At 75.7% G+C, this 26,974-nt stretch carries 26 protein-coding genes; 16 read left to right on the forward strand and 10 right to left on the reverse strand.

The window, feature by feature from the left end; all coding sequences use genetic code 11:
• Positions 1 to 138 precede the first annotated feature (138 nt).
• Positions 139 to 432: a hypothetical protein gene (locus tag ACFCLZ_RS34615; protein ID WP_380281852.1), complete on the forward strand. Its 294-nt coding sequence runs from the start codon at positions 139 to 141 to the stop codon at positions 430 to 432.
• On the opposite strand, the gene ACFCLZ_RS34620 is transcribed toward ACFCLZ_RS34615, so the two are convergent.
• Together ACFCLZ_RS34620 and ACFCLZ_RS34625 are read right to left on the reverse strand one after the other, a co-directional pair.
• Positions 417 to 1,040, reverse strand: coding sequence for an AAA family ATPase (locus tag ACFCLZ_RS34620; RefSeq protein ID WP_380281853.1), 624 nt, complete (start codon positions 1,038 to 1,040; stop codon positions 417 to 419). The two genes, ACFCLZ_RS34615 and ACFCLZ_RS34620, sit on opposite strands and share 16 nt — an antisense overlap.
• A gap of 32 nt (positions 1,041 to 1,072) precedes the next feature.
• Entirely contained in the window at positions 1,073 to 1,633 is a 561-nt protein-coding gene (locus tag ACFCLZ_RS34625) for a MarR family winged helix-turn-helix transcriptional regulator (RefSeq protein ID WP_380281854.1), read from the reverse strand.
• A 47-nt stretch (positions 1,634 to 1,680) separates the two neighbouring features.
• On the opposite strand from ACFCLZ_RS34625, the gene ACFCLZ_RS34630 reads away from it, so the two are divergent.
• Positions 1,681 to 2,661, forward strand: a complete 981-nt coding sequence (locus ACFCLZ_RS34630; protein WP_380281855.1) for a DMT family transporter — start codon at positions 1,681 to 1,683, stop codon at positions 2,659 to 2,661.
• Positions 2,662 to 2,677: 16 nt separating this feature from the next.
• Here ACFCLZ_RS34630 and ACFCLZ_RS34635 read toward each other — a convergent pair whose 3' ends face one another.
• A complete protein-coding gene (locus tag ACFCLZ_RS34635) occupies positions 2,678 to 4,267 on the reverse strand; it encodes an alpha/beta hydrolase (RefSeq protein WP_380281856.1) in 1,590 nt (529 codons plus the stop codon).
• Between the two features lie 268 nt (positions 4,268 to 4,535).
• Between ACFCLZ_RS34635 and ACFCLZ_RS34640 the strand changes: the two genes are divergently transcribed.
• Together ACFCLZ_RS34640 and fusA are read left to right on the forward strand one after the other, a co-directional pair.
• The gene (locus ACFCLZ_RS34640; protein ID WP_380281857.1) at positions 4,536 to 4,661 is read left to right on the forward strand and encodes a hypothetical protein; all 126 of its coding nucleotides are present in this window, start codon (positions 4,536 to 4,538) and stop codon (positions 4,659 to 4,661) included.
• 112 nt (positions 4,662 to 4,773) lie between these two features.
• The gene (fusA, locus tag ACFCLZ_RS34645; protein WP_380281858.1) at positions 4,774 to 6,855 is read left to right on the forward strand and encodes an elongation factor G; all 2,082 of its coding nucleotides are present in this window, start codon (positions 4,774 to 4,776) and stop codon (positions 6,853 to 6,855) included.
• A 108-nt stretch (positions 6,856 to 6,963) separates the two neighbouring features.
• On the opposite strand, the gene ACFCLZ_RS34650 is transcribed toward fusA, so the two are convergent.
• Both ACFCLZ_RS34650 and ACFCLZ_RS34655 read right to left on the reverse strand, forming a co-directional pair.
• Entirely contained in the window at positions 6,964 to 7,542 is a 579-nt protein-coding gene (locus ACFCLZ_RS34650; protein ID WP_380281859.1) for a putative glycolipid-binding domain-containing protein, read from the reverse strand.
• Between the two features lie 36 nt (positions 7,543 to 7,578).
• Complete coding sequence (locus ACFCLZ_RS34655; protein WP_380281860.1) at positions 7,579 to 8,457, reverse strand: NAD-dependent epimerase/dehydratase family protein; 879 nt, start codon at positions 8,455 to 8,457, stop codon at positions 7,579 to 7,581.
• 186 nt (positions 8,458 to 8,643) lie between these two features.
• Between ACFCLZ_RS34655 and ACFCLZ_RS34660 the strand changes: the two genes are divergently transcribed.
• The 4 genes from ACFCLZ_RS34660 to ACFCLZ_RS34675 all read left to right on the forward strand — a co-directional run bounded on the left by ACFCLZ_RS34660 (position 8,644) and on the right by ACFCLZ_RS34675 (position 11,487).
• Positions 8,644 to 9,510 carry a helix-turn-helix transcriptional regulator gene (locus tag ACFCLZ_RS34660; RefSeq protein ID WP_380286375.1) on the forward strand — a complete coding sequence of 289 codons (867 nt, stop codon included), beginning with the start codon at positions 8,644 to 8,646 and terminating at the stop codon, positions 9,508 to 9,510.
• A gap of 111 nt (positions 9,511 to 9,621) precedes the next feature.
• A complete protein-coding gene (locus tag ACFCLZ_RS34665) occupies positions 9,622 to 9,936 on the forward strand; it encodes a contact-dependent growth inhibition system immunity protein (protein ID WP_380286376.1) in 315 nt (104 codons plus the stop codon).
• Between the two features lie 111 nt (positions 9,937 to 10,047).
• On the forward strand, positions 10,048 to 10,950 hold the full coding sequence (locus ACFCLZ_RS34670) for a neutral zinc metallopeptidase (RefSeq protein ID WP_380281861.1): 903 nt from the start codon (positions 10,048 to 10,050) through the stop codon (positions 10,948 to 10,950).
• Between the two features lie 165 nt (positions 10,951 to 11,115).
• Positions 11,116 to 11,487 carry a hypothetical protein gene (locus tag ACFCLZ_RS34675; RefSeq protein WP_380281862.1) on the forward strand — a complete coding sequence of 124 codons (372 nt, stop codon included), beginning with the start codon at positions 11,116 to 11,118 and terminating at the stop codon, positions 11,485 to 11,487.
• A gap of 176 nt (positions 11,488 to 11,663) precedes the next feature.
• Here ACFCLZ_RS34675 and ACFCLZ_RS34680 read toward each other — a convergent pair whose 3' ends face one another.
• The 3 genes from ACFCLZ_RS34680 to ACFCLZ_RS34690 all read right to left on the reverse strand — a co-directional run bounded on the left by ACFCLZ_RS34680 (position 11,664) and on the right by ACFCLZ_RS34690 (position 15,312).
• A complete protein-coding gene (locus ACFCLZ_RS34680) occupies positions 11,664 to 13,241 on the reverse strand; it encodes an alpha/beta hydrolase (protein WP_380281863.1) in 1,578 nt (525 codons plus the stop codon).
• A gap of 426 nt (positions 13,242 to 13,667) precedes the next feature.
• Positions 13,668 to 14,306 (reverse strand): NAD(P)-dependent oxidoreductase, encoded by a 639-nt coding sequence (locus tag ACFCLZ_RS34685; protein ID WP_380281864.1) that lies wholly within the window; start codon positions 14,304 to 14,306, stop codon positions 13,668 to 13,670.
• A gap of 55 nt (positions 14,307 to 14,361) precedes the next feature.
• On the reverse strand, positions 14,362 to 15,312 hold the full coding sequence (locus ACFCLZ_RS34690) for an EamA family transporter (protein ID WP_380281865.1): 951 nt from the start codon (positions 15,310 to 15,312) through the stop codon (positions 14,362 to 14,364).
• 99 nt (positions 15,313 to 15,411) lie between these two features.
• Between ACFCLZ_RS34690 and ACFCLZ_RS34695 the strand changes: the two genes are divergently transcribed.
• The gene (locus tag ACFCLZ_RS34695; RefSeq protein WP_380281866.1) at positions 15,412 to 15,918 is read left to right on the forward strand and encodes a MarR family winged helix-turn-helix transcriptional regulator; all 507 of its coding nucleotides are present in this window, start codon (positions 15,412 to 15,414) and stop codon (positions 15,916 to 15,918) included.
• 53 nt (positions 15,919 to 15,971) lie between these two features.
• Here ACFCLZ_RS34695 and ACFCLZ_RS34700 read toward each other — a convergent pair whose 3' ends face one another.
• Positions 15,972 to 16,835, reverse strand: coding sequence for a methyltransferase domain-containing protein (locus ACFCLZ_RS34700; protein ID WP_380281867.1), 864 nt, complete (start codon positions 16,833 to 16,835; stop codon positions 15,972 to 15,974).
• A 28-nt stretch (positions 16,836 to 16,863) separates the two neighbouring features.
• On the opposite strand from ACFCLZ_RS34700, the gene ACFCLZ_RS34705 reads away from it, so the two are divergent.
• The 3 genes from ACFCLZ_RS34705 to ACFCLZ_RS34715 all read left to right on the forward strand — a co-directional run bounded on the left by ACFCLZ_RS34705 (position 16,864) and on the right by ACFCLZ_RS34715 (position 20,176).
• A complete protein-coding gene (locus ACFCLZ_RS34705; protein ID WP_380281868.1) occupies positions 16,864 to 18,435 on the forward strand; it encodes a PLP-dependent aminotransferase family protein in 1,572 nt (523 codons plus the stop codon).
• A gap of 151 nt (positions 18,436 to 18,586) precedes the next feature.
• Positions 18,587 to 19,816, forward strand: coding sequence for a glycoside hydrolase family 3 N-terminal domain-containing protein (locus tag ACFCLZ_RS34710; RefSeq protein ID WP_380281869.1), 1,230 nt, complete (start codon positions 18,587 to 18,589; stop codon positions 19,814 to 19,816).
• Between the two features lie 114 nt (positions 19,817 to 19,930).
• The gene (locus tag ACFCLZ_RS34715; RefSeq protein WP_380281870.1) at positions 19,931 to 20,176 is read left to right on the forward strand and encodes a hypothetical protein; all 246 of its coding nucleotides are present in this window, start codon (positions 19,931 to 19,933) and stop codon (positions 20,174 to 20,176) included.
• 38 nt (positions 20,177 to 20,214) lie between these two features.
• Here ACFCLZ_RS34715 and ACFCLZ_RS34720 read toward each other — a convergent pair whose 3' ends face one another.
• On the reverse strand, positions 20,215 to 20,592 hold the full coding sequence (locus tag ACFCLZ_RS34720; RefSeq protein WP_189922913.1) for a nuclear transport factor 2 family protein: 378 nt from the start codon (positions 20,590 to 20,592) through the stop codon (positions 20,215 to 20,217).
• Between the two features lie 179 nt (positions 20,593 to 20,771).
• Between ACFCLZ_RS34720 and ACFCLZ_RS34725 the strand changes: the two genes are divergently transcribed.
• From ACFCLZ_RS34725 to ACFCLZ_RS34740, 4 genes are all read left to right on the forward strand, one after another.
• The gene (locus tag ACFCLZ_RS34725) at positions 20,772 to 24,737 is read left to right on the forward strand and encodes an ATP-binding protein (protein WP_380281871.1); all 3,966 of its coding nucleotides are present in this window, start codon (positions 20,772 to 20,774) and stop codon (positions 24,735 to 24,737) included.
• Between the two features lie 156 nt (positions 24,738 to 24,893).
• Positions 24,894 to 25,721 carry a nucleotidyltransferase domain-containing protein gene (locus ACFCLZ_RS34730; RefSeq protein WP_380281872.1) on the forward strand — a complete coding sequence of 276 codons (828 nt, stop codon included), beginning with the start codon at positions 24,894 to 24,896 and terminating at the stop codon, positions 25,719 to 25,721.
• A gap of 199 nt (positions 25,722 to 25,920) precedes the next feature.
• Complete coding sequence (locus ACFCLZ_RS34735) at positions 25,921 to 26,382, forward strand: hypothetical protein (RefSeq protein WP_380281873.1); 462 nt, start codon at positions 25,921 to 25,923, stop codon at positions 26,380 to 26,382.
• Between the two features lie 213 nt (positions 26,383 to 26,595).
• Positions 26,596 to 26,952 carry an ArsR/SmtB family transcription factor gene (locus ACFCLZ_RS34740; RefSeq protein WP_380281874.1) on the forward strand — a complete coding sequence of 119 codons (357 nt, stop codon included), beginning with the start codon at positions 26,596 to 26,598 and terminating at the stop codon, positions 26,950 to 26,952.
• Positions 26,953 to 26,974: the final 22 nt, after the last annotated feature.

A 26,974-nucleotide genomic window follows, 5' to 3' on the forward strand; every position in this document is an offset into this window, starting at 1 on the left:
CGTCCGGGTCCGGGGTGAGAATCCCGGGACGAGGGCCCGGATTCCCGTCCTGCTGCGGATTTCGGAGCGCGCCGGGGGCGCACAGTGGAGCCCGCACGACCTCGTCCTCGTCAACGAGCTCCACCGGAGGGGAACACCATGAGCATCCGCACCGCGGCCGCGGCCGTCGCCGCCACCGCCGCCCTCGCCGTCCCGGTCCTCGCCGCCGCCCCGGCCTCGGCCGCGCCCGCCCGGGTGGCGACCTGTTCGACGTACAGCAACTACGTCAGCTACGGCGTGGCCTGCGACGGCGCCCGCAGCTACTACGCGTGGGCCGTCTGCGCCAACAACAAGGTGGTCTACGGGACCACCCGGTCGGGCGGCGCCTGGTCCTACGCCTACTGCAGCAACGTCGGTTCGACCTTCCGCAGTGGCGGTTACACGCTGATCTGACCGCCGCCGCCCGCGTCCAGGGCGCCGTCCACGCGGTCGGCGAGCGTCGACCACGGGCGGCAGTCGAGCACCGGGAGCGCGTGCCGGCGGGCCTCGGCGGCGAGCCAGTGCGAGTACCGGGCACTGACCTCGGCGCGCTCCGCCTGCACGCCGCTCCCGGGCTCGCGGGCCGCGTAGTTGGCGGTGATCCGGTCCGCGTCGCCCTCGTGCAGGAAGACCGCCCGCACCTCCCGCCCGTTCGCCCGCCCCAGCGCGACCGCGCGGGCGCAGCCGGCCGGGGTGAGGTAGTCGCCCTCGACGACGGCGGGGACCGGGACGGTCAGCCGGTTGCGCACCACGCCGAGCAGGGCGGGCTCCAACGCCTCGGCGGTGGCGATCTGGAGCTCCAGCACGCGCCCGGGCGGCAGCTCCTGCGCCGCCGTGCCGTCGCCGAAGTGGTGCAGGCCCGGGTGCTGGGCGGGGGTGGTGAGCTCCTGGACGGCGGCGACCACGTCGTCGAACTCGACGACGAAGGCGCCCGCCGTGGCCGCGATCCGGGCGGCCGCCAGGCTCTTGCCGACCCCGGAGGCGCCGCCGAGCAGAATGAGGTCCCAGGTCTGTTTCGTCACCCGGCGACGCTATCGCGCGGGATCCGGCCGGATCATCCGGTTTTCCCCGCCTCGCTTCCGCCGGGCTCGATGTGGTCGAGGCGCTGCTGCCACGTCGTCAGCAGGCCCTCCAGCGCGGCGGCCTCCTCGGCCGAGAGCAGGCCCAGCAGCCGGTGCTCGTTGCGCATGTGGGCGGTGAACGCCTCGTCGATCAGCCGGCGGCCCGCCTCGGTGAGCGCGACCACCCGGCCGCGCCCGTCCGCCTCGCTGCGGCGGCGGGTGACCAGGCCCGCCCGCTCCAGCCGGTCGATCCGCTTGGTCATGGCGCCGGTGGTGACCATGGTGCGGGCGGCCAGTTCCCCGGGTGCCCGCTCGAACGGCGCGCCCGCCCGGCGCAGCGCGGCCAGTACGTCGAACTCGCCCTCGGCCAGCCCGTAGCGGCCGTAGACCAGGCAGAGCTCCTCGGTGAGCCGGCCGGCCAGCCGGTGCAGCCGGCCGATCACCGCCTGCGGGGAGACGTCGAGGTCGGGCCGCTCGCGGCGCCAGTCGGCCTGGATGAGGGCGACGTGGTCCGGGGTCGGATCCGTCGCACGGCTGTCTCGGCTGCGCTCCATGCCCCCATCGTAGCCGGATGGCTTCCCTGGAAGTTATATTGTCTTCCATGGAAGCCAGTTTCCGGTGGGTCCTGCTGACCGCCGTCGCACCGGTGGCCTGGGGCGCCAACTACTACGTCACCCGCGAGTTCCTCCCGCCCGACCGTCCGCTGTGGGGCGCCGCCCTGCGGGCCCTGCCGGCCGGACTGCTCCTGCTGGCGCTGCGCCCGCGCCGGCCGCGCGGAGCCTGGTGGTGGCGCTCGGCGCTGCTCGGGCTGCTCAACACCGCGGGGTTCTTCGTCCTGCTCTACATCGCCTCGCAGTCGCTGGCCACCAGCGTCGCCGCCACGGTGATGGCGGCCTCGCCGCTCGCGATGCTGCTGCTCGCCTGGGCGCTGACCGCCGCCCGCCCCGCCCGGGCCCACCTGCTCGGCGCGCTGGTGGGCCTGGGCGGGGTCGGGCTGATGCTGCTGACCCGGGCCGAACCGGTCGGCCTGCCCGGCCTGGCCGCCTCGGCGGCGGCGATGCTCGCCTCCTCGCTCGGCTATGTGCTCGCCGGCCGCTGGCGGGACGGCGCGGACGTGCTCGCCACCACCGCCTGGCAACTGGTGGCCGGCGGGCTGGTCCTGCTGCCCCTGGCCGCGGCGTTCGAGGGTGCGCCCGCGGTGCCCACCGGGCGGGAGCTGCTCGCCTTCGGCTACGTCACGGTGGTGGCGACCGCGCTGGCCTTCACGGCCTGGTTCACCGGCCTGCGCCGCCTCCCGGCCGGGACGGTCGGCCTGGTGGGCCTGCTCAACCCGCTGACCGGCGTGCTGCTCGGCACGGCGGTGGCGGGCGAGGGCCTCGGCCCGCTCCAGATCGCCGGCCTGGTCCTGGTCCTGGCCGGGGTCGCCCTCGGCCGCCCGCGCCGGGAGCGCGCCGAGCGGACGGAGGCGGCGGCGTCCGCCCCGAGCCCGGCTCCCGGGCTTTCGGGCGGTGGATCCCCCCGTGCCGCCCAGCCTCCGCCGGGCGACGCACGCGCCCCGGCGCCGCTCACCGATCCCGGGTGAACCGTTCAGGCACGGCCTACCGGAGGGTGCAGAGCGGGTCGGTGCGCGGCAGGCGTCCGCCGGCCAGGTAGGCGTTGACCGCGTCGTCCACGCACGCGTTGCCGTACGTCCCGTACAGTCCGTGCCGGTTGGCGCCCCGCAGGGTCAGCAGCCGCGAGCCGGGCAGCAGCCCGTGCAGCGCGACGCCGTCCCGGTAGGGGGTGCGCGGGTCCCCGGTGGCGGCGAGGATCAGCACCTCGGCGTCGCGGCGCACCTCGGTGGGCGCCTCCCGTGGGTCGTCCCAGAAGGCGCAGGGGGTGATGTTGTCGAGCAACGGGCCGAACAGCGGGCTCGTCGCGCGGCTGCGCTCGATCTCGCGCCAGTAGTGCTCGGGGTCGCGCGGTGCGGCGCCGTCCGCGCACACGACGGCCTGCAGGGCGCTGCCGGCCCACGACCCCTGCGCGCCGAACAGGAAGTGCAGCAGGGCGGAGGTCTGCGGGGGAAGGATGACCTGCCGGCCCGCCGCGGCCTCGGCGAGCAGCACCGCCAGCTCGGCGAGGGCGGTCCGGTCGCGGTCGGAGTCGCTCGACAGCTTCATGAAGAGCAGCGACGGCACCCGGGAGTCGTCGAGTTCGACGGCGGCGGCGCCGGTGCCGACGACGAGCGGGCGCGCCGCGGCCGTCTCGACGGTCCGCAGAATCCCGGCGGTCACCTCCTCGCGGGTACGGCCGAGGCCGTAGGTGTCGTGGCGGGCCGCGGCCCAGTCCGCCCAGTCGGCGAAGGCCCGGTCGTTCTCCGCCACCGCGACCGACATGACCGCGGGTCCGGTGTGGCGCGGATCCAGCGCGCTGTCGAGGACCACCCGGTCGTAGCGGCCGGGGAACATCTGGGTGTACACCGTGCCGAGGTAGGTGCCGTAGGACAGGCCGAGGTAGGAGATCCTCCGTTCGCCGAGCGCGCCGCGGACCACGTCCAGGTCCCGCGCCGCGTTGCGGGTGCTCGCGTACGGCAGCAGGTCGCCGGCCGCCGAGCGGCACCGGGCCGCGAGGTCGCGTTGGAAGGAGACCTGGCGCTCGAAGCCCGCGCGGCCGGGCCCGGACGACAGGAGGCTGAAGCCGACCGGCCAGCCGCAGTCGATCGGCGCGCTCCGGCCGACGAAGCGCGGGTCCATCCCGACGATGTCGTAGCGTCCGGCGGTGTCCTTGAGCGCGGCGTGCACCCGGGGCGGCGCGCCGATCGTCGGGCCGCCGGGGCCGCCGTCGTTGAGCAGGAGCGCGCCGATCCGGTGGCGGGTGTCGGTGGCCTTGATCCGGGAGACCGCCAGTGTGACGGTGCGTCCGCCGGGATCGTCGTAGTCGAGCGGCACGGTGACGTCCGCGCAGCGGGCGCCGGCCCGCTCCAGGTCGGCGCCCTCCTGGTCGGCCGGGCCCAGGACGCAGCCGTGCCAGTCGAGGCGCTGCCGGTAGTAGCGGTCGAGCCCCTGGGGGGTGCCGGCGGTGGCGGTGGTGGCGGTGGCGGTGGTGACGGCCAGGCAGGCCGCGACGGCGAGGCCGGTCGCGAGGGTGCGCCGGAGGACGCCTAGCCGCCGGGTGGCGGGCGCGGTGCGGCTGTGGTGGGGGTCGGTCATGGTGCCTCCTCGGCGCGGTGCGGGTTCCTCCGGTGTCAACGTCCAACTCCCGGGGGATGGTGCCGAGTTCGTCGAAGCCCGCCGATGCGCGGCCGATCGAGGGGAGCCCGGGCCGGCCGACCTCCGGGCCCGCCAACGCTGCTGACGGGTGGTGGGAAAAACCGGATGACCCAGGGGCGGGACGGTTCCTACACTCGGCATCCAGAGGCGCGCCGCCCGGGGTTTCCGGCGGCGGCGCGCGCCGTGACGAGTCGAGGGAGGACCGGTCGTGCGCCACCGCACCGCTGCCGTCGTCCCCTCGTCCCGGTTCGAGGTGATCCTGGTGTCCTCGTCCCTCCGGTGCCCGCTGCGCGGCCGGCACCGGGTGCGTGCGACGACCGTCCGGCACAGCTGACACAGCCGGTACAGGAGCAAGGACACCGTTCCCGGCGGGCTCCCGCCGGTCTCCGTCGTCGCCGCGATCGCGCTGCCCTCTTCTTCCCGAGAGCTTCGAAAGGCACCGGGCCATGCGCACCGACGTCCGAACCACCATCGCCGCCGTCCGCAATCTGGGCATCCTCGCCCACGTGGACGCGGGCAAGACCACGGTCACCGAGCGGATCCTCTACCTGACCGGCGAGACCCACAGGCGCGGCGAGGTCCACGACGGCACCACCGTCACCGACTGCCACCCGCAGGAACGCGAGCGGGGCATCACCATCTTCGCGGCGGCGGTCAGCTGCGTCTGGGACGGCCACCGGATCAACCTCATCGACACCCCCGGCCACGTCGACTTCGCCGACGAGGTCGAGCGCTCGCTGCGGGTGCTGGACGGCGCGGTCGCGGTGTTCGATGCCGTCGCGGGCGTGGAGCCGCAGAGCGAGAGCGTCTGGCGCCAGGCCGACCGGCACGGCGTGCCGCGGATCGCCTTCGTCAACAAACTGGACCGCGCCGGCGCCGACCTGGACGCGGCCGTCGCCTCCATCCGGGAGCGGCTGCACCCGGCCCCGCTCGCCGTTCAGCTGCCGATCGGACGGGAGGCCGGCTTCACCGGCGTGGTCGACCTGCTGACGCTGCGTGCCCTGACCTGGGACGACGGCCCCGACGGGGACGGCTTCCGGGAGGGGCCGGTGCCCGACGGGCTCCGGGCCGAGGCCGAGCGGCGGCGCGGGCTGCTGGACGAGGCGGTGGCCGGGCTCCACCCGGCCGCCCTGGAGGAGTACGTCGAGCACGCGGCGCTCTCCACCGCGACCCTGGCCGCCGCCCTGCGGGACCTCACCCGCAGCGGCGAGGCCGTGGTGGTGCTGTGCGGCTCGGCCTACCGCAACCGTGGGATCGAACCGCTGCTGGACGCCGTCACCGCCTACCTGCCCTCACCGCTGGACGTCCCGGCGGTGCGCGGCGCGGCGGACACCGGGGAGGTGGAGCGGGCCGCCGATCCCGACGGGCCGCTCACCGCGCTGGTGTTCAAGGTGAACGTCACCGCCTCCGGCCGGCTCACTTATCTGCGCCTGTACGCGGGCACGCTGCGCAAGGGGGACACCGTGCTGGACGCCGGCGGCGGCCGTACCGAACGGATCGCCCGGATCCTGCGGGTGCAGGCCGACCAGCACATCGAGACGGAGACGGCCGTCGCGGGCGACATCGTCGCGGTGGTCGGCGTCAAGGCCGCGCGCACCGGCGCGACGCTCTGCGCGCCCGGCGCTCCGCTGGTCCTGGAGCCCGCCGCGGTCGCGGTGCCGGTGGTGACGGTGGCCGTCGAGGCGCGGCGCACGGTCGACGCCGACCGGCTGGCCGTCGCGCTCGCCCGGCTCGCCGAGGAGGACCCGTCGCTGGTGGTCCGCACCGACCCGGACACCGGACAGCGGGTGCTGTCCGGACAGGGCGAACTGCACCTGGAGGTCGCGGTGGAGAAGATCCGCCGCGGGCACGGACTGGAGGTGGCCGTCGGCCGTCCGCAGGTCGCCCACCGGGAGACCGTGGAGCGCGGGGTCACCGGCCATGTCCACCGGCACGTCAAACAGGACGGCGGCGCCGGCCAGTTCGCCCAGGTGGTGCTCGACGTGGCGCCGCTGGACGGCCCGGCCGGGGAGGAGGAAGGAGGATTCGCGTTCGCGTCCACCGTCACCGGCGGGCGGGTGCCGAAGGAGTACGTCCAGGCGGTCGAGGCGGGCTGCCGGGACGCGCTCGCCGAGGGCCCGCTGGGCGGCCACCCGGTCACCGGCCTGCGGGTCGTGCTGACCGACGGGGCCACCCACCCGAAGGACTCCTCGGAGCTCGCGTTCCGCACCGCGGGGCGGCTGGCGCTGCGCGAGGCGCTGCGGGCCTGCCGGATGGTGCTCCTGGAGCCGGTCGCCGAGGTGACGGTGACCGTGCCGCAGGAGGCGGTGGGCGGCGTCCTCGGCGACCTCGCCGCCCGCCGGGGCCGCGTCCAGGGTTCGGCCCCGCGCGGCGGGACGGCGGTGGTGACGGCGGTGGTGACGGCGGTCGTGCCGCTCGCCGAGCTGTTCGGCTACGCGACCGCCCTGCGCAGCCGCACCCAGGGCCGGGGCACGTTCACCACCCGCCCCGCCGGGTACGCCCCGGCACCGGCCGCCGCCGCCCGCTAGGCGACGGCGGGGCCGTCGGCCGGCGGGTCCACCACGGGGTGGCCCGCCGGGCGGCGGCTCAGCGGTGGTGGCTCAGTGGCGGGTCGGCGGCGGCGGTGGGTCGGTGGCTCAGTGGTGGCGGCGGGCCAGGCCCGGGTAGTCGAGGACCAGGCCGTGCCCGTCGAGGAGCAGATCGCTGCGGAAGTCCCCGGACTCGTAGCGGACGGTCGCCGCCGCACCGGTCCCGTCGTCGTCCGCGGCCGGCCCCAGGTGGGTGTACGTCTGGCGCGACGGGTGCACGGTCAGGTCGGGCACCCGGACCCAGGCCATCAGGAAGTCGTGCCGCCCCGGCTCCCGGTGGAGCCGGTGGCGGAGCACCGGCATGGCGTTGGTCAGCGGGGAGAGACCGAGGTCGTAGTCGAGCGCCCCGTCCAGCTCCGGCCGGCGGTGGCCGTCGACGGTCCACCGCCCGTCGTCGTTCAGCAGCTCCAGCACCCGGGTGCCCTCCGCCGACGCGGCGCGGACCGCGAGCCGCCGGGTGGTCCAGCCGGGCCCGGTGTCGAGCTCGTAGTCGAGCCAGTAGGGCGCGGGCACCAGGCCGGCTACGCGACCGTGGGCGCGCAGGGTGCCGTCGCCGAGCTCGACCCAGGCGGTCTCGACGCCCCCGCTCTCCGAGACCTCCCAGGTGGGGACCAGATGAGTGATCATGCGCGCCACCGTAGCCGGGGGCCCGCCCGTGCCCCCTCACAGCGCGCCCGCGTCACGGGCCGTCCACACCGACGGGTACAGCGGGCGCCAGCCCAGTTCGCGGCGGATCGCGGCGGTCGAGACCTGGCCCTCCCACGGGTCGGCGGAGTCGGCCGGCCCCGCTGCGCCGCCGTCCGCGCCGGTCCAGGACGCCGGGCGGGGCGCGCCGTTGATGTCGTGCAGGTCCCAGGCGGTCACCGGGGCGTCGTCCGCCACGTTGTAGCTGCGCCCCTCCACCCCCGGGGTCACCGCCGCGCTCCACAGCGCCCGCGCCACATCGGCGTGGTGGACCACGGGCAGGCGCTGGTGCGAGGGCCAGCGGCCGGCCCAGTGCAGCGCGTCCGCGAGGTGCGGGTCGCCCTCGCCGTACACGAAGGCGGGCCGGACCACGACCAGCGGCAGCCGGTCGCCGAGCGCGCGCAGCCCCTCCTCCGCCGCGGCCTTGGAGGCGGCGTACGCGCCCCAGGCCGGATCCGGGTCCAGGGGGTCGCTCTCCACGGCCGGCCGGGCCGGCCGCCGCCCGTAGACCAGATTGGTGCTGGTGTGCACGAACCGCCGGACCCCGGCCTCGGCGGCGTCCCGCCCGAGGGCGACGGCCGCGTCCCGGTTCACCGCGAAGGCCTCCTCGTCCGGCACCCCGCGCAGCGCGGCGGCCACGTGCACCACCACGTCCACGCCCTCCAGCGCCCGCCTTCGGTCGGCCGGATCCCGCAGGTCGCCGACGGCCGCTCGGAGCCCCGCGGCGGTGGCCGCCTCCGCCTGCGCCGCCCGGCGCACCAGCACCCGGACCGCGCCCGGGCCGGCCCACTGGGCCAGCCGCGGCACGAACCGGCGGCCGACCTGACCGGTGGCACCCGTCACCAGAAACGTCGTCATCGCTGCCTCACTCCCTGAAAGGTGGTCGCTCGTGGACGGGGGCGGCGGCCGTCCGCCGACGCGCCCGGCGCCGCCCTCCCGGCCACCACGATGGCGGCGCACCGGCGGCCGTGGCAGAGACCTCCTCAACCAGGGACCGGCGATCCCTGGTTGAGCGGCCCGCGCGGGGCGGAGGATGGGAGGGTGATCGACCGACCGGCCCTCGCCGACTTCCTGACCCGCCGCCGCGCCGGGCTCGCCCCCGCCGACGTCGGCCTGCCGCCCGGCGCCCGCCGCCGCACGCCGGGCCTGCGCCGCGAGGAGGTGGCGCAGCTCGCCGGGCTCTCGGTGGACTACTACGCGCGCCTGGAGCAGCGCCGCGGGCCGCAGCCCTCGCCGCAGTTGGTCGCGGCCCTCGCCCGGGCCCTGCGGCTGACCGAGGACGAGCGGGACCACCTGTTCCACCTCGCCGGCCACCTGCCGCCGCGCCGGCACACCCCGCTCACCCACGTCCGGCCCGGCCTGCTGCTGATCCTGGACCGGCTGCACGACACCCCGGCCCAGGTGGTCTCGGACGTGGGGGACGTCCTGGCCCAGAACCCGATGGCCGCCGCCCTGTTCGGCGAGGCCGCGCAGGGACAGCCGGAGCAGCGCAACGTGGTCCTGCGCTGGTTCGCCGAACCGGCCGTGCGCGCGCTGTTCCCCGCCGAGCAGCACGAGGAGATGGCCCGCGCGCACGTCGCCCACCTGCGCGCCGCCCACGCGGCCCGCCCCGGGGACGCGCACCTGGGCCGACTGGTGGCGCGCCTGCTCGCCACCGGCGAGGAGTTCGCCGCCCACTGGGCGCGGCACGACGTCGCCGTGCGGCGCAGCGGGCGCAAGACGGTCCTGCACCCGGTGGTCGGCCGGCTCGACCTCGACTGCGAGGTGCTGGCCGCGGCGGGCCAGGACCAGCTGCTCCTCGTCCACACCGCGCCGCCCGGCACCGTGAGCGCCGAACGCCTGGAACTGCTCCGGGTGGTCGGGCGGCAGCAGTTGGACGCCGGGCCGGTCGAGGGCGCGGCGCTCCGGTGAGCCGCACCCGCTCCTCCGGATCCGGGGGCCGGGGTCGGGGCCGGGGCTTCGGGGCTCCGGGCCGGTCGGCCGGAGCCGGGCGCGACCCGGCCGGTCGCGACCGCCCACGCGCTGCGCCGCCGTCCGGTCGCCGGCCAGGGCGCCGGACGGCCGCACCTGCTCCCGCGCGCGGTCGACCTGCTCCGCCGCGACCCGTCGGCGGAGGGCGACCTCCACCCGGGCGACCTGCTGTCCGCGGTGCTCCACTGCGCGCCGCACGTCCGCGCGGCCCGGCGCGGCCCGGCCACGCCGCCCGGCCCGCCGCCGGGCCGAAGCGTTCCCGACAACCGGGCACGCGGCTGCGCGCACCCCGGCGCCCGGCACGGAGTGACGACCCCGCCACGACGCGTCACCGACCCTGTCGTGCCCTCGGGGGACCGCCTCTGACCTGCGCGCCCTTGTTCGGCGGCGGCGCGCGGAGCGGCTACCGTGGCCGGGCGGCCGAGTCTGGCCGCCCGGCGCCGCGGGCGCCGCCAGCACCACAAGGGACGGACCGGCATGCAGTTCGACGACCAGGGCGACCTCGACGCCTCGCAGGTGGAGGACCGACGCGGCATCCCCGGCGGGAAGGTCGCGATCGGGGGTGGTGCGGCCGGTCTGATCGCCGTGCTGATCGCGGTGCTCTTCGGCGTCGACCCGAGCATCCTCGGGCTCTCCGACGGCGGGGACGGGTCGAGCGGCGGGTCCGGCCGGACCACCACGGCGGGGGAGGTCCAGCAGGCCTGCAAGACCGGTGCGGACGCCAACCGCCGCCAGGACTGCCGCATCGTCGCCGTCACCAACAGCCTGCAGGAGTTCTGGAGCGGCCGGCTGCCGCAGACGGGTGTCGCCTACCGGCCCGCCGAGACGGTCCTGTTCACCGGCCGGGTCCCCACCGCCTGCGGCGCGGCGAGCTCCGCCGTCGGCCCGTTCTACTGCTCGGGCGACCGGCGCGCCTACTTCGACCTCGGCTTCTTCGACGAGCTGTCGAGCCGCTTCGGCGCGCGCGGCGGCCCGTTCGCCGAGGCCTACGTCGTCGCCCACGAGTACGGCCACCACATCCAGAACCTGACCGGCGCCATGCAGAAGGTCGGGAAGGACCGGCAGGGCCAGGACAGCGCCTCGGTGAAGCTGGAGCTCCAGGCCGACTGCTACGCCGGCGTCTGGGCCCACCACGCCACCACCACCCCGCAGGCCTCCACCGGGCGGCCGCTGATCAGCACCCTCACCGACCAGGACATCGCCCAGGGGCTGGACGCCGCGGCGGCCGTCGGCGACGACCGGATCCAGAAGCAGGCCACCGGCCGGGTCGATCCGGACACCTGGACCCACGGCTCCTCCGACCAGCGCAAGGCCTGGTTCACCACCGGCTACCGCAGCGGCGACCCGGCCCGCTGCGACACCTTCGCCGCGCAGCGCTGACCCGCGGCCGAGCCCTCCCCGGTACCGCGCTGCCCGGCGCGGAGCTACCGGCGCCACGGCCCCCGGCACCCTGTCATCCGTCAGGGACCGCCGGGGGCGACCGCTTCCTACGCTGCTGAGCACCGGCCGGACACGGACCGGACCAGCACCTGAGGGAGAACCACCATGCGCAAGATCCCGAACGCCGCCGCCGCGCTCGCCCTCGCGGCCGCGGCCGTGGCCGCCACCACGATGGGGACCACCGGTGCCCAGGCCGCCGACGGCCCCTGGGACGGGTGCCCGTACGGGGCGGTCTGCCTCTACCCCCGGGACTCCGACACCAGCAAGCCGCCGACCGACGTCTTCTGGAGCTACGGCGCCCACAACCTGCGCAACCAGGTCGGCTGGCACTGGGTGCTCAACAACCAGTCCGGCGGCGCGCACGCCCACCTGTGCACCGGCTCCAACGGCACCGGCTGCGGCGAGGACCTCGCCGCCCAGACGGGCGTCTACGCCGACCTGACGCCGATCAACTCCATCACGCTCGACCGCCCCTGACCGGCCGAGGGCCGGCCGGCCCTCGGCCGACGCCGTCTGCGGCGGGTCCTTCGGGGGGAGGATCCCGCCGCGGACGGCCGCGTCCGGGGACGGGGCGCGGCCGACGGCGTCGACGCAACCCGGCCGGACCGGCCGGCGGCGAGAGGTGTGAGCCGCTCCGCGGCCCGGCGTACGGGTCATGCGACCTCCGGTGACGGGCAGGTGAGGTCGCCGGGCGGTACCGCCGCGGCGAGCAGGTAGGACTCCACGGTGGAGCGCACGCACGGGTTCGGCCCGGGGTACTGGCCGTGGTCGCCGTTCCCGGTGACCGTCACCAGGCGCGAGCCGCGCAGCGCCCGGTGCGCGGCGAGCGCGGCCTCGATCGGCGTCGCGGGGTCGTGCACCGAGTTGAGCATCAGCGTGGGCGGCAGGCCCGCACCCGTGACCCGCACCGGGGGCGCCGTGGGCGCCGGCCAGGAGGCGCAGACCGCGGAGAAGGCGAGCGTGCGGGCCCCGGCCAGCGGAAGGCGCGCGGTGTTCTCGGCGCCGCGGTCCGCCCAGACGGACAGGTCGCGGGTCCACGGGGTGTCGTTGCAGATGACCGCGAAGTACTCGGCGAGGAACTCCGGATCGAGGTACTCGCCGAAGATCCGCCGGGCGGTGGCGCGGGCGGCCGGCCCGGCGTTGGGCCAGTCGTCGAGCGCGGCCAGTGCGGTGGCCAGCCGGGGGAAGTTGTCGGCGCGGTAGAGGACCTGGATCGCGCCGCTGTCCAACTGGTTGGGCCCGATGGTGAGCGGCCCGTCGACGACCGGGTGCTCGCGCAGCGCCGCCCGGCGCGCCTCCCAGCGGGCCTTCGCCCCGGCGGCGGTCGTGCCGTAGTGGTAGGTGGTGTCCCGGGCGGCCAGCCAGGGCAGGAAGTCCTCCTCGAACCGGCGCTGGAAGCTCATCGGCAGCCGCTGCTGGAACCGCTCCCAGGTGCCGTCGAAGCCGGTGACGCTGTCCAGCACCATCCGCTCGACCCGCTGCGGGAAGAGCGTCGCGTAGTACGCGCCGATCCTGGTGGCGTAGGACGGCCCGTAGTAGCTCACCCGGCGCTCGCCGAGCAGGGCGCGCAGCAGGTCGAGGTCCCGGGCGGTCTGTTCGGTCGTCAGATGGGGCAGCAGGCCGTCGCTGCGCCGCTCGCAGTCGGCGGCGAACCCGCGCGAGGCGGCGATCACCCGGGCCCGGTCGGCCGGCGTGTCGTCGCGGAAGTCCCCGGCGAAGAACGCCCGGAACTCCTCGGGCGTCTGGCAGACGGCCCGGGTGCTCCGGCCGACACCGCGCTGGTCGAAGCCCACGACGTCGTAGGCGGCACCGAGCGCGGGCGCGTCCCGGACGAGGCTCGCCGGGCGCTCCAGGCCCTTGCCGCCCGGGCCGCCGACGGCCGTCAGCAGGGTGCCGATCCGCCGGCCCGGGTCGCTCGCGCGGTGCCGCGAGACCGCGATGGCGAGGTCCGGCCCCCGCCCGGGGCGGTGCCAGTCCCGGGGCACGGTCATGGTGGCGCACTCCAGCACGGCCGCCTCCGTGCAGGGCCGCCAGTCGAGGCGCTGCTGGGCGTAACGGGCGGGCACGGCGGGGGCGGCCGGTCCGGCGGGCGCCGCGACGGCGCCCGCCGCGCCCGTGGCCTGGGCCAGGGCGACGAGGGCGAGCAGGGCCGCGGTGCGCCGGCGGAAGGCGCCGAGCCGGGGGCGTCGCCCGGTGCGGTGGGTGGTCCCTGTGCTGGTCCTTGTGGTCATGGCGTCGATCCTGGCCGGTGGACCGGTCGTGGTCGATCCAGTAGGCCACCGTCTTTCCCCGGGTCCCTGAACCACCTCTGACGTGGTGCCAGATGGAGGCGTTCCCCCGCCGGGGTGAGATCGGGGACGGCTGGTTGACGATGGCCCACCTTTCGCCGGGTGGGATCCGTCGATGGGGGTGAGTGGCTGTCGCGGTGGTGCGGCGGCGGGGCCGAGGGCGGCCGCCCGGACCTGATGGACCACGAGGAGGGAGTGCGGAGATGCGCAACGACAGGGCGAGGACGGGGACCTGGACGAGGGCGGGAGCGGGCGGCGGGTGGAGGGCCGGCGCCGGCGGTCGGACGCCGCGGACGCCCGGGGCGGTGGGGGTGCCCAGGGCGTCGGAGGGCCGGAGGCCGCGGGTGCCGTGCCGACCGGGGAGGGGGGTCAGTAGGCGACGGTGAAGCGGACGCGGCGGTGGGCGGGGTGCTCGGCCTCGTCGAGGAGGGCGACGGCGAAGTCCTCCATGGAGATGGCCGAGGCGCCGTCCGGGTCGACGACGAGTTCGTCGCGGCCCAGCCGGTAGCGGCCGGTCCGCTCACCCGGTTCGAGCAGGGCGGCCGGGCTGAGGTAGGTCCAGTCGACCTCGGCGTCGGCGCGGCAGAGGTCGAGCTGCTCGCCGCAGGCGTCGGCGATCGGGCGCAGGGCGGCGGGGAAGTCCGGGGCGTCCACGAGGGTGACGCCGTTCCCGCCGGGCAGGGTGAGGCTGCCGGCGCCGCCGACGACCAGCAGCCGCACGCCGGTTCCGGCCAGGCCGGCCAGCAGGCCCTTGGTCGCGGTGGCCAGTTCGCCCTCGTGGCCGGGGGCCGGGCGGGTGGCCGTGACCAGCAGGTCCTGTCCGGCGGCGAGGCGGCGGACGTCGGCGGGGTCACGGGCGTCACCGGTGGCGACCGCGACCGTCGGCGGGAGCCGGTGCGGGCGGGAGGGGTCGCGCAGGACGGCGGTGACCTGGTGGCCGCGGGCGGTCGCCTCGGCGACGACCCGGCTGCCGACGCTGCCGTTCGCGCCGAACACGGTGATGCGCATGGGGAGTTCTCCTGGGGCTGGATCGGGAAGGGAGGAGGTGTCCGGGGCCGGACGGTCAGGCGGACTGGTGGGCGCGGGGGTCGGCGCGGTCGGCGGCGGCACCGCCGGAGGCAGTGGCCGGGGGTGCCCCGGCGACGACCTTCGACGGGGTGCGCGGGCGCTGGGTCTGCGCGGCGACGAGCGAGCCGAGCACGATCAGCGCACCGACCGCCTGGACGGGCGCGAGGTCCTGGCCGAGGACGAGCCAGCCGAGGGCGGTGGCGACCACGGGGCTGAGCAGGCCGAGGAAGGTGACGGAGGTGGGCGGCAGGGCGCGGATGCCGCGGAACCAGAGCGCGTAGGCGACGGCCGCGCCGATCAGGCTCAGATAGCCGTAGCCGAGCAGGTTGGCGCCGGTGAGGTGGGACGGCGGAGGCCCTTCGACCAGCAGGGCGACCGGGAGGAGCAGCAGACCGCCCGCGGTGAGCTGCCAGCCGGTGGTGGCGAGCAGCGGGGCCGGCGAGGTCCAGCGCTTGGAGAGGACGACGCCGGTGGCCATCACGACGGCGCCGCCGAGCGCGGCCACGATGCCGAGGACGTCCAGCTGGGCGTTGGCGCGCAGGACCAGCAGGCTGACCCCGGCCACGCCGGCGATGCCGGAGAGGAGGGTGCGCAGGGAGACGCGGTCGCCCAGGAGAGCGGCCGAGAGGCCGGCGGCGATCAGCGGCTGGACGGCGCCGACGGTGGCGGCGACCCCGCCGGGCAGGCGGTAGGCGGCGACGAAGAGGAGGGCGAAGAAGGCGCCGATGTTCAGCGCGCCGAGGACGAGTGAGCGCCACCACCAACTGCCCTTCGGCAGGCGGCGGGTGAGGGCGACGAGCAGCAGTCCGGCGGGCAGGGCGCGGAGCACCCCGGCGAGCAGCGGGCGCCCGGGCGGCAGCAGCTCGGTGGTGACGAGGTAGGTGGAGCCCCAGATGGCGGGGGCGAGGGCGGTGATCAGCACGATGGCGAGTCGATTCCTTAGCACTAAGCCAATGTATCTCAGCGCTAAGGAATCTGGACAGGGGGTGGAGGGGCGGCTGCTGTGAGGTACCTCACCGCTAAGGCATCGTTTAGGGTGGAGGTCATGGCAGAGCACACAGATCATGTGGACCGGGTGGTGCGGCAGTGGGGCGCGGAGCGTCCCGACCTCGATGTCTCTCCGATGGAGGTGATCGGCCGCCTCAAGCGGCTGAGCCGCCTGGTCGACGCCGAGCTGAAGGAGACCTTCGCCCGGCACGACCTCGACTTCGCCTCCTTCGACGTGCTCGCCACCCTGCGGCGCAGCGGCCCGCCCTACCGGCTCACCCCGACCGGCCTGATGCGCTCGGCGATGGTCACCTCCGGGGCGATCAGTCAGCGCCTCGACCGGCTGGAGGCCCGCGGCCTGGTCACCCGCACCCCCAGCGGCTCCGACGGCCGCAGCCGCGACGTCGAGCTCACCGAGGAGGGGTACGCCCTGATGGACCGCGCCCTGCCCGACCACCTCGCCACCGAGCGCCGCATCCTGGCCGACCTGGGCGAGACGCAGACCGCCGCGTTCATCGACGCCCTGCGCGTCGTGCTCGCCACCCTCGGCGACAACCCCGAGTGACCACGCGTCACATCTCGCCTCACCTCACCTCGCCTCGCCTCACCGCCGATCCGTCAGGGGTTGACCGCCACCGCCTTGGAGAAGCTGTAGTGGAGCGTTCCGCCCGGTTCCGCCGTGCGGCGCAACTCGGCGACGCCCCGGTCGAACGCCTCGGCCGTGGTGAGACCGGCGGCGATCGCCTCGGTCCGCACCGCCTCGACCATCGCGACGAAGGTGCGCCGGGTGAACCCCTCGGCCAGCGCGGGCCGGGCGCCGTCGGCGGACACCGTGCGCAGGTCCACCGCGATGTCCCGGAAGCCGGCCTCGGTGAGCAGCGGGCGCAGCCGCCGCCCGATCAGGGCGTCCCCGCCGCCGTCCGCCTGGAGCCGGACCAGGTGGTCGACGACCCGCTGAGCGGCGTCACCGTGCGGGTGGAAGCGCGCGGTGCCGTGGTCGCCCTCGATCACGGTGATGCTGCCGCCGGGGCGCAGCACCCGGCGCAGCGCGGCCAGCGCCGCCGGCGGGTCGGCGAGGTGCTCCAGGACGAAGCAGACGAAGAGGTGGTCGAAGGAGTCGTCGGGGAAGGGCAGCCGGTGCAGATCGCCGTGGTGCCAGCGGACCCGTGCGTCGGGCACCTGCGCGGCGACCCGGGCCCGGGCCTGCGCGAGCGAGTCGGCCGAGAGGTCGGCGGCGGTCAGCAGCACACCGGGGCTGGCGGCCAGCAGGTGCACCGTCTGCGCGCCGACGCCGCACCCGGCCTCCAGGACCCGGCTGCCCGGCGGGTAGGCGGTGCCGGAGTGGAGGAGATCGGCCAGGGTGTCGGCCTGGTCACCGAGGCGGCGGGCCTCGGTGGCGGAGTAGCCGTGGACGTACCCGGGGCCCGTTGCGGCGGCGGGCTCGGAGTGGTGGACGGCGGACTGCGGGGTGCTCGTGGTCATGCCCCCACCCTCTCGGCACAATGGACCGGTGCACAGGTCCAATGACGGCCCGGGCGACAGGTCCACAAGTGCCGGCGCCGACTTCCTCCAGCTCGATCCCCGCGAGGCGCCCGCCGGCGGACTCGCGGACTGGCTGGCCCGGCGGCTCCGGCAGGCCATCGCCGACGGGCGGCTGCCGGTCGGCAGCCGCCTGCCCGCCACCCGCCTGCTCGCCGCCGACCTGCGGGTCTCCCGCGGCGTGGTCACCGACGCCTACCGCCGGCTCGCCGAGGAGGGCCGGATCGCGGGCCGGGGCAGGGGCGGAACCGTCGTGGTCGACCCGTTCGCCCAGCCCCCGGCACACCCGGCACACCACCATTCGGCGCCCCACCACCCGGCCCGCCCGGCCCCCGCCCGGCCGCGGACGCCCCCACCGGCCCCCGCCCCACCGCGCCCGCCCGTCTCGCCGTTCGGCGAGGCGCCCGTCCCCGCCAGCTTCGACGCCCTGCGCACCGCCGCCGCCCGGATCGACCTCTCACCCGGGGTCCCCGACCTCGCCGCCTTCCCCCGCACCGCCTGGCTGCGCGCCGAACGCGCCGTCCTCCGCGACCTCTCCGCCCAGGACTTCGGCTACGGAGACCCGCGCGGCACCCCCGCGCTGCGCCGCGCCGTCGCCGACTGGCTCGGCCGCAACCGGGGCATCCGCGCCGACCCCGAGGACGTCCTCGTCGTGGCCGGGGCGGCCCAGGCACTCGCCCTGGTCGGCGAGGTGCTCCGCGCGACCGGCCTCGACGTGGTCGCCGTCGAGGACCCGGGCTCGCTCGGCACCCGCCAGCACCTCGGCCACCGGATCACCGCCACCCCGCCCGTCCCCGTCGACGCCGAGGGCATCCGGGTCGACGCGCTGCGCGCCACCGGCGCCCGCGCCGTCCTGCTCACGCCCGCCCACCAGTTCCCGACCGGCGTGGTGCTCGGCGGCGCCCGGCGGCGCGAACTGCTCCGGTGGGCGGCCGACGGCGGGCTCGTCATCGAGGACGACTACGACGCCGAACACCGTTACGACCGCCCGCCGGTGCCCGCCCTGCGCGGCGTCCTCCCCGAGCAGGTCCTCCACCTCGGCAGTGTCTCCAAGCTCCTCGCCCCGGCCCTGCGCACCGGCTGGATCCTCGCCCCCGCCCGCTACCGGGACCTCCTGGTCGACGCCAAACGGCTCAACGACCTCGGCAACGCCGCGCTGCCGCAACTGGTCCTCGCCCGGCTGATGGACTCCGGCGCGCTCGAACGCCACCTGCGGCTGCTGCGCCCGCGCCACCGGCGCCGACGCGACGCGATGACCGCGGCCATCGGCACCCACCTGCCCGGCGCCGTCGTGCACGGCGCGGCGGCCGGGCTGCACCTCATGGTCACCTTCCCCGGCGGCCTGACCTGCACGGACACCGAGCTCGCCGCGGCGGCGCTCGCCCACGGCGTCAAGGTGCAACCGCTGTCCTGGCACGCCCGGCTGCCGCACCCGCCCGGGCTGGTCCTCGGCTACGCGGCCGGCGCGCCCGGCGAGATCGAGGAGGGCGTCGCCGTCCTCGGACGGCTGCTCCGGGAGGCGGGAGTGCCGCTCCCGGGGTGAGGCTGCTGGTGTCACCCCGCGCACCGCGCGGGGCACCCGTCGACCCCACCGCGCCCGCCCCGCCGTCCAGGCCCGGGCGCCGCGGGCGAACCCGGGCGCGGGCCCTCCCCGGACCGCCCGGACCCGACCGACCTACGGAGGCCGGATGCCGATGCCCCGCCGAACGATCCGCGTCGCGCTCCTCGCCCTGCTGCTGTCCGCGCTCGCCCCGTCCGCCCTGTCCGTCCCCTCCGCCCCGTCCGCCCTGCCCGGGCTGCCCGGCCCGGGCGGCGCCGCCTCGCCCCCGCAGCCCGCCGACCGGCGGACCGAACCCGCGGCGACGGCCCCGACCCACCCCACTCCCACGGAGAGGACGACCCCCGTGCCCGTCACCGATTCGCTCCAGCTCGCCGGCCGCCGGGTCGTCTACTCCTACCCCGGGCCCACCCCGCCGCCCGAACTGCTCGCCACCATCCGCGCGGGCCGCGCCGCCGGCGTCATCTTCTTCAAGGAGAACGTCCCCTCCGTACCCCAGCTCCAGGCGGCCGTGGCCCAGTTGCAGCAGGCCGCGGCCGAGGCCCCGCCGGGTGCGCCGCTCCTGCTGATGACCGACCAGGAGGGCGGCAGGATCCGTCGGCTGCCCGGCGCCCCGGAGCTCTCCGCCCGGCAGATCGGCCTGGCCCCCGACCCGGCCGGTGAGGCCGCCCGCGCCGGCGTGGGCGCGGCCGGCACCCTGAGCGGGGCGGGTCTGAACGTCAACCTCGCGCCGGTGCTCGACGTCTACGACACGCCCGACAACTTCATCGACCACTTCGAGCGCTCGTTCAGCCAGAAGCCCGAGGTGGTCGCCGAGTTGGGCTCCGCCTTCCTCGCCGCGCAGCAGAAGCTCGGCGTGGCCGCGACGGCCAAGCACTTCCCCGGCCTCGGCGCCGCCGCCCACGGGCAGAACACCGACGAGGGCGTCGTCGTCCTCCCGGTCCCGCTCGCCGACCTCCGGGCCCGCGGCGAGGAGCCGTACCGCGCCGCCATCGCCGCCGGGGTCCGGCTGGTGATGGCCTCCTGGGCCGTCTACCCGGCCCTCGACGCCTACCACCCGGCCGGCCTCTCGCGCGCCGTCGTCCACGGCGAGCTGCGCGAGCGCCTCGGCTTCCGCGGCGTGACCATCACCGATGCCCTCGAAGCCACCGCCCTGGCCGCCTTCGGCGACGCCGGCGACCGGGCCGTGGCCGCCGCCGAGGCCGGGATGGACCTCGTGCTCTGCTCCGCCCGCGACATCCACCAGGGTGATGCCGCCGTCGCGGCCCTCGCGAGCGCCCTCGACAGCGGCCGCCTCGACACCGCCGGGTTCACCGAGGCCGTCCACCGCGTCGACGCCCTCCGCACCTCCCTGGCGACCCCCTGACGATCTCCGGACAACCCCCGCCCAACCGGGGTGCGGCCCCCGGCGCGCGCCGGCCCCGCGAGGACGATCATCTTTCTCGACCCCGCAGAACCGCCGAGTCGAGGAGCGACCGCCGTGCCGTCCACCGCCCTTCCCGCCACCGTTCCCACCACCCGGCGCAGCACCCCGCCCGCCATTCGCCGGACCTCGCGCACCTGGCGCCTGGGCCGCCCCGCCCGCCCCGGCCGGGACCGCCGCTCCGCCTCCCTCCTCGCCCACCTCCGCCGGGCCGGCGTCCTGCGCACCCTGAGCGCCTACCGCCAGTGCTGTGACGACGTAGGTTCGCCGGGTTGGTGGTCGTGGCGGTCGGATGTGCGGTGACGTCCCTTCGGCCGCTGGAGGCGCGGTGGTCGAGCGGCTCAGGAGGCGGACGGCTCGATCTCCCCCGCGAAGACGATGACCTGGTCGATGAGGTTCCGCCGCAGATGGACGACGTCCGTTCCCGCCAGGCGGGGGCCTCCATCCGGCGTGGTGAAGACCCACCGGTACCGGGCCCATTCGTCAGGCATGTCCACCGCTGAGCAGCGCGCCATCGTGCCGGTCCCCGCCGGGTGGCGCCGGATGTCCAGCACGAACCGCTCGACCGCAGCGATTCCTTCGCTGCGACCCAACGGGCCCCAGAAGACCACGTCCGAGGTCAGGGCCTGCGAGAGCAGGGCAGTCACATAACTGTCGTCCGAGGCGTTGAACGCCGAGATGAATGTGTCGATCGCGGAGCGTGCCGTCTCTTCCTGCATGCTCCAGTCATACCAGCCGTCGCGCGCGCGCTCGTCCCGCGAGCCGCATTCCGATCACGGTGGATCATCCCGGTCACGGCACTGGCCCCGCGCCAGGGACGGCGCACCGCGCCAGGGTCACGGGCGGGGCCGGGTCAGTAGGCTGGCGCCCTTGGTGACGGCGAGGATCAGGGCGGGGCATGGGGACGGACACCGGCGCGGACGCGGCCGGCAGCACCTGGAACAGCGTGGCAGGGGACGCCAGGGTCGGCCTGGTGATCCAGGGAGGCCAGGTCACCGTCCACAGCTACGGAGACCGAAGGGACTCCGGTGCCGTCCCCACCCCGCCCGCCGATCCGTGGGTGCGGGCGGTGCGGGAGTCGAGGGTGTGGGACCACGTCCCCGACGACCGCGCCCCGCACCGGAGCCGGCCCGAGGTCGCCGAGGTGGCCGAGGCCGCGCGGCGGCTGGCGGTCCTGCGGGACGAGGCGGCGGCGGCCCTGGCCGATGATCCCTGGTACGACCCGGGATTCGCGGAGCGCTTCCTGGAACGCGTCGAATGGCTCCTCGGCGACGAGCCGCTGGACCTCCACCCGGCGGAGGCGGGCCTCTTCCTCCTCCTGCCGTTGATCGACCAGGTCCACCGCCTGCGCCTGTCCGCCCGGCTGGCCGCCGTCGGCCCCGACCGCTTCGCGCCCCGGCACGGCGGGGGCGGCCCCGAACGCGCCGACTACGAGCGGCACCTGGCCGAGCAGGACATCCTGGCCGGCCGGGCCCGCCGTCGCCCCGAGGCCGAACGCCCCATCGGCTGGTGGCTGTTCCACCGCTGGACCGCCGGCCGCAGCGAGCTCGTCGAGCCCGCCCTGGTCACGCACCTCGCCGAGAGCGGCGAGGCACTCGCCGACGCGCTGCGCCACGAGCGCGTCGCCCGGCTGGTGCACGGACTGCGGCGCGGCCCCGGCGTCTGCAACCGCGAGTACCTCGACACCCTCGCCGTCGACGACGCGCTGCGCGGCCCGGGCCGCCAACGCGTCCGGGAGCAGCGGCTGGCCCTGCTGCTCGCCCTCGCCCACGGGCTCGCGATCGACCCCGCGGGCCTGCCCGACATCGTCGTCGACCACGTCGGCATCCCGGACCCGGTCGACCCCGCCGAGCTGCGCGCCACCGTCGCCGGGGCGGTCTGGGGCGACCTGCGCCACCTGCCCGTCCTGCGCGCCGACTGCCGGCACGAGGCGGTGGTCGAGGCCCTGCGCGAGTACACGGACCGGGTCGACGACCTCCTGCACGCCGTCCGCCGCACCACCGCCCGCAGCATCACCGTCCCCATGCCGGGCCTGCCCGAACGGCTCTCCGCCGACGGCCTGCGGCTGGCCGACACGGCCGTGGTCGGCTCCGCCCGCTTCCGGCTGGGGGAGCGCAGGGTGCGCGAGCTGCTGATGGGCGACCAGCTGTACAAGGACCGCGACCTGGCCGTCCGCGAGCTGTACCAGAACGCCCTCGACGCCTGCCGCTACCGCCGCGCCCGCACCGAGTACCTGGAGCGGACGGGCGTCCCCGTGCATCCCTTCGAGGGCGCGATCGTCCTCGACCAGGGCGTCGACGAGGACGGCCGGGCCTACCTGGAGTGCCGCGACGACGGCATCGGCATGGGCGAGGCCGAACTGGCCGGCGTCTTCTCGCACGCCGGGGAGCGCTTCGCCGAACAGCCCGAGTTCCTGCTGGAGCGCACCGCGTGGGAGCAGCTCGACCCGCCGGTGAAGCTGTACCCCAACAGCCGTTTCGGGATCGGCGTGTTCAGCTACTTCATGCTGGCCGACGAGATCCGCGTCACCAGCTGCCGGATGGACCGCGGCGGCCTGCCGGGCCCCGTCGTCGAGGCGGCGATCTGCGGCCCAGGCCACCTCTTCCGGATCGTGGAGACGGCGAAGCGGGGGACGGCGCCGGGAACGACCGTCCGGCTGTACCTGCGCGAGGGCCTGGGGGAGGGCCGCGTCTGGTCGAGCGTCGACGTGCTGCAACGCCTGCTCGGCATCGCGGAGTTCGAGACGACGGCCGTGCACGGGGAGCGGAGCATCGTCTGGGAGCCCGGGGTGCTGCGGGCGAGGGTGCACACGGACGGGGCGCGCGCGGGCCTTCACGCCGCCGGGTGGTTCCGGGACTGGCCGGGCGCTCCGGAGGGCGCCAGGGTGATCTGGTGCGGGAGCGGTGGCGGCGTCCTGGTGGACGGCCTCGTCGTACGACCGGGCGTACGGCGCGGTGTGCTGAGCAGCGAGGGCAGCGGTCTGCTCGGCGCGGTCGTGAACCTCAGCGGACCCTACGCGCCGGCGCAGCTCTCCATCGACCGGTCGGAGATCCTCAGCGACGTCTCCGCGGACGTGGAGCGGCTCCTGACGGCGGCGGTGGCGAGCCTCGGATGGGATCGTGAGGAGCCCGCATGGAAGCACGGGGGAAGGGACGGCTGGGACTGGGTGCGCGACGTGGCCGAGGACGCCCCGTGTGTGGCGGACGTCGTCGTGGCGCGGGCCGCCGCTCTCGGCTGGTCCTTCGAGATCCTGGGCTTCCCGTACGACGTGGCGCGGACCGGATTCTTCCCCGCGGACGACTACGTGGTGGGCCGTCACTTCGGCGTCAGGATTCTGCACGGAGACTACCGGGACTGGTGGGACCGCCGCTTCGGTGAACCGAGCGAAGTCCCCGACCACATCCTGATCTGGCGTGTCCTGGCGCTCGGCCCGAGCCGGCTCAGGGAGCAGTTGACGTCCCTGGTGCCGGAGTTGGCCGCCGCCGCCCCGGGAGCACCGGCGCTGCCCACGGACTACCTTCTGCTGTCCCGCAAGCACCGGGACAACTACTTCTGGCGCAGCCCCCGCGAGTGGCCGGCCTTCCTCGTCGAGGTGGCCGATCTGACCGGCCGGCCGCCTCGTGAGATCGCGGATCGGGCGGTGCGGCTGGGGTGCGTCTCGGTGGATCCCCGGGGTCTGGAGGAGTCCGACCACGGCTCCGGTGCCATCAGGGCTCTGCTGACGGACCGGGCCGTGTGGCGGCGGCATCATCCCGTCGTTCGGCTCGACGACCTGCTGGTCCTGCGTGACCGGACGGGTATTGATCCCCGGCAAGCCGTGGACAGCCTCCGAGGCCTGGGCCTGGAGGTCGCGGTCCCCGAACTGCCGCCGGGCTTCCCCACCCCGGACGACCTCGAGCTGCTGTGGACGTTCGACGACGACTACCTCGACGCCACGGAGGCCGTCAGGCTCGGTCATCTGCTCGCGGCGGCGGAGGCCTCGGGGCTGCCGCCGGCGGAGGTGCGGGATCGCCTGGAGGCCTGGGGGCTGACGGTCGAGAGCCGGGAGGTCCCCGCCTCCGTCGAAGCCGGGAGCAGCGATCTTCTCCGCGACCGGAGCACGGTCCTCCAGGTCTCGCTCAGCATGCGTACGCCGGTCCCGTTCCTCCACCTCGTCGCCGTGTGCGAGGAACGCGGCTGGACCTACGGGCAGGCCGCCGACTGGTACGGCGGCCTGGGATTCACCGTGGCGCCGATCCCTTCCCGGATGACGCTGGAGGAACTGTCCGTCCTGGCGGGGGAGCCCGCTGCCGATGTGCTCACCGCGGGAACCTCCCCGAGCTTCGATCTGCTGCTCGACCGGGAGTTCACGGAGGACGACTTCCTCTCGGTACTCGTGGAGAGGCTGGAGGAGCTGGGGATTCCGATCGGCCTGCGGTTCCCGCGGCGCTTCGACGCGCTGGACCGGGCGCTGCTCGTGTCGGGGTGGGAGGCGGAATCCGAGACGAGCTGGTGGCGGGGCCGGACCGTGGGCGAGGTCGTGCCGTTCACCGCGGTCGTGCTGGTGGCGCGGGACCTGGGACGCGAGCCGAAGGAGGTCGCGGAGCGGCTGGCCTCGTACGGGGTCCGGTTGAGCGCGCCCGATCTGCCCGAGGGGCTCGGCTTCCCCGACGCGGTGCGCCTGCTGGTGGCGGACGGCCTCGAGGAGAACCTGCCGACGGCCCCGGGTGAGTCGATGGGCCTCTACCAGCTCATCCGCATCGCCCGCCGCACCGGCTTCCCGCTCGCGCAGGTCGCCGACTGGCTCCGTGCGATGGGTGCCGGCGCGCCCGATCCGGCCACCGCGATCAGGGCCGCGCTGGCGCGGGTGCCCAGGGACGGATGAGGCCGGTGGGGTGGCGGAGGGCGGCGAGGGTGGCGCGGGGGTGGCGCACGGGGGAGTGAGGGTGGCGCGAAGAGGGTGCACGGGGCGCCAACACGCGCCGATCCTTAGCGGAAACGAGCGGACACGGAGGGTCATCCGGATGGCAGGCTTTCCGCCGTGACTGTGCACCCTCTCGTACACGAGATCGCCGACGCCTACCTGGCCCTGGTCGACGCCGCCGCGCCCGGGCTGGTCGAGGGCCTGTACGTGGTCGGCTCGACGGCCCTGGACGACTTCCACCCGGCGCGGAGCGACATCGACTTCGTGGCCGTGACCGCGGACCCGGTGACGGCGGAGCAGCTCGTCGCGCTGGAACGCGCGCACGCCCGGCTCGCGGTCCGCCATCCGCGCCCCGCGTTCGACGGCCCCTACCTCACCTGGCACGAACTGGCGGGCTCGCCGGCGCAGGCGCCGCCGGGGCCGCACGTGTTCGGGGGGACGGTCCGGCACCGGGTGAGGTCCGACCGTACGCCGGCGCTCTGGCACACCTTGGCGCGGCACGGCGTCACGCTCTGCGGGCCCCGGGCCCAGGAACTGATGATCGACACCGATCCGGAGGAGTTGGCCGGCTGGACGGTCGGCAATCTGGAGGAGTACTGGCGCCCGTGGTGGCGGCGCTCCTCGCGGTTGGCGTCGCGGCCGGGGCTGGCCTGTCTGAACGGTTCGGGGCCGGTCTGGGGCGTGCTCGGGGTGAGCCGGCTGCACTACACGCTGGCCACCGGGCGGATCGCCTCCAAGCGCGGGGCCGGCGAGTACGCCCGGGCGGTGTTCGACGAGCGGTGGCACCGGATCGTGGACGAGTGCCTGCGGATCCGGGACGGCGGGCGGCGGCGCTCGTTCTACCCGAACCCGTTCGTCCGGCGGGCGGACGCGCTCGCGTTCATGGACATGGCGATCGACAGTGCGCGGTTGCTGGGGGCGGAGCGGCTGTCCCTCGGCGAATAGCGGGGGGCGGAGACGCTGATCGCGGTCGCGATCGCGCTATCCAAGGCCAGTTTCCAATCCGATCATCAACTGTTCGGATTCTCGTCCTTCTCGGCATTCGATTCGACTGTCAGGGTTACGTCATGCCACATGTGACATGTCACATGTGGTGCTGAAGATGCCCGTGGGAACGAAGAGAAGAAAGAGGAGGATCGGAATCATGCGGATGAACCGACTCACCCTGACCGCTGCCGGGATCGCCGGAGCGGCGGCTCTCCTGGCCGTGCCGGCCCAGGCGAACGCGGCGCAGACCACCACCACCGGCACCACCGTGACCTGCGGCGCCTCCGGCCTGCAGGCCGGCCTGTCCCCCAAGGTGTGCGCCGAGGTGACCGGCGACAGCGTCCAGCTGTACGGCCGGATCAGCCTGGCCGGTCCGCCGAGCCCGGGCACCCCGTGGCCGCAGACCGTCGAGCTGCTCACCGGCCTGTCCGGCAACGTCGTCGGCGGCGCGTCGCTCGGCTCGGTCAGCGGCCGGACCCTGTTCACCGCCAGCACCGTGCAGGTGCCCGGCGTCGGCGGGACCGTGCCGTGCGGCTCCACCGTGCACGGCAGCTTCAGCGTCGCCACCTACCCGTGGTCCCCGGCTCCGGTGACCGTCGACGTCGTGGTGCCGTGTTGATGACGGCGCGGTCCCGGTAGACCGACGGGGGAGGGCGGGCCCGGGGCGCGAGTCGCCCCGGGCCCGTCCCGTTCCCCCGTCCGGCGGTGGCCCCGCGCAGGCCGGGCCGGCCGTGACGACTTGAAGAAATCTTCATCTGCAAGGGATGATGCTTCCCGCCGACGAACAGGCCGATCCACAGCCCATCCAGCGACGCGCAGGGAGAGACGGACGATGCCGGTCCCGCTGTACCAGGCGAAGGCGGAGTTCTTCCGCACGCTCGGGCACCCGGTGCGCATCCGCGTACTGGAGCTGCTCCAGGACGGGCCGCGGCCGGTGCGCGAGCTGCTGGCCGCGATCGAGATCGAACCCTCGAACCTCTCCCAGCAGCTCGCGGTGCTGCGCCGCACCCAGCTGGTCACGGCGACCCGCGAGGGCAACACCGTCGTCTACGCCCTGAGCACGCCGGACGTCGCCGAGTTGCTGCGGGCCGCGCGGCGGATCCTGACCGAGCTGATCGCCGACCAGGGCGCGCTGCTCACCGAGCTGCGGGCACCGGAGGCCGGTGCCGCGCCCACGGGCAACCGATGACCGGCCCGTCGACCGAAGGAGC

It is taken from the genome of Kitasatospora purpeofusca (assembly GCF_042691725.1).
GTDB classification, from domain to species: Bacteria; Actinomycetota; Actinomycetes; order Streptomycetales; family Streptomycetaceae; genus Kitasatospora; species Kitasatospora purpeofusca_B.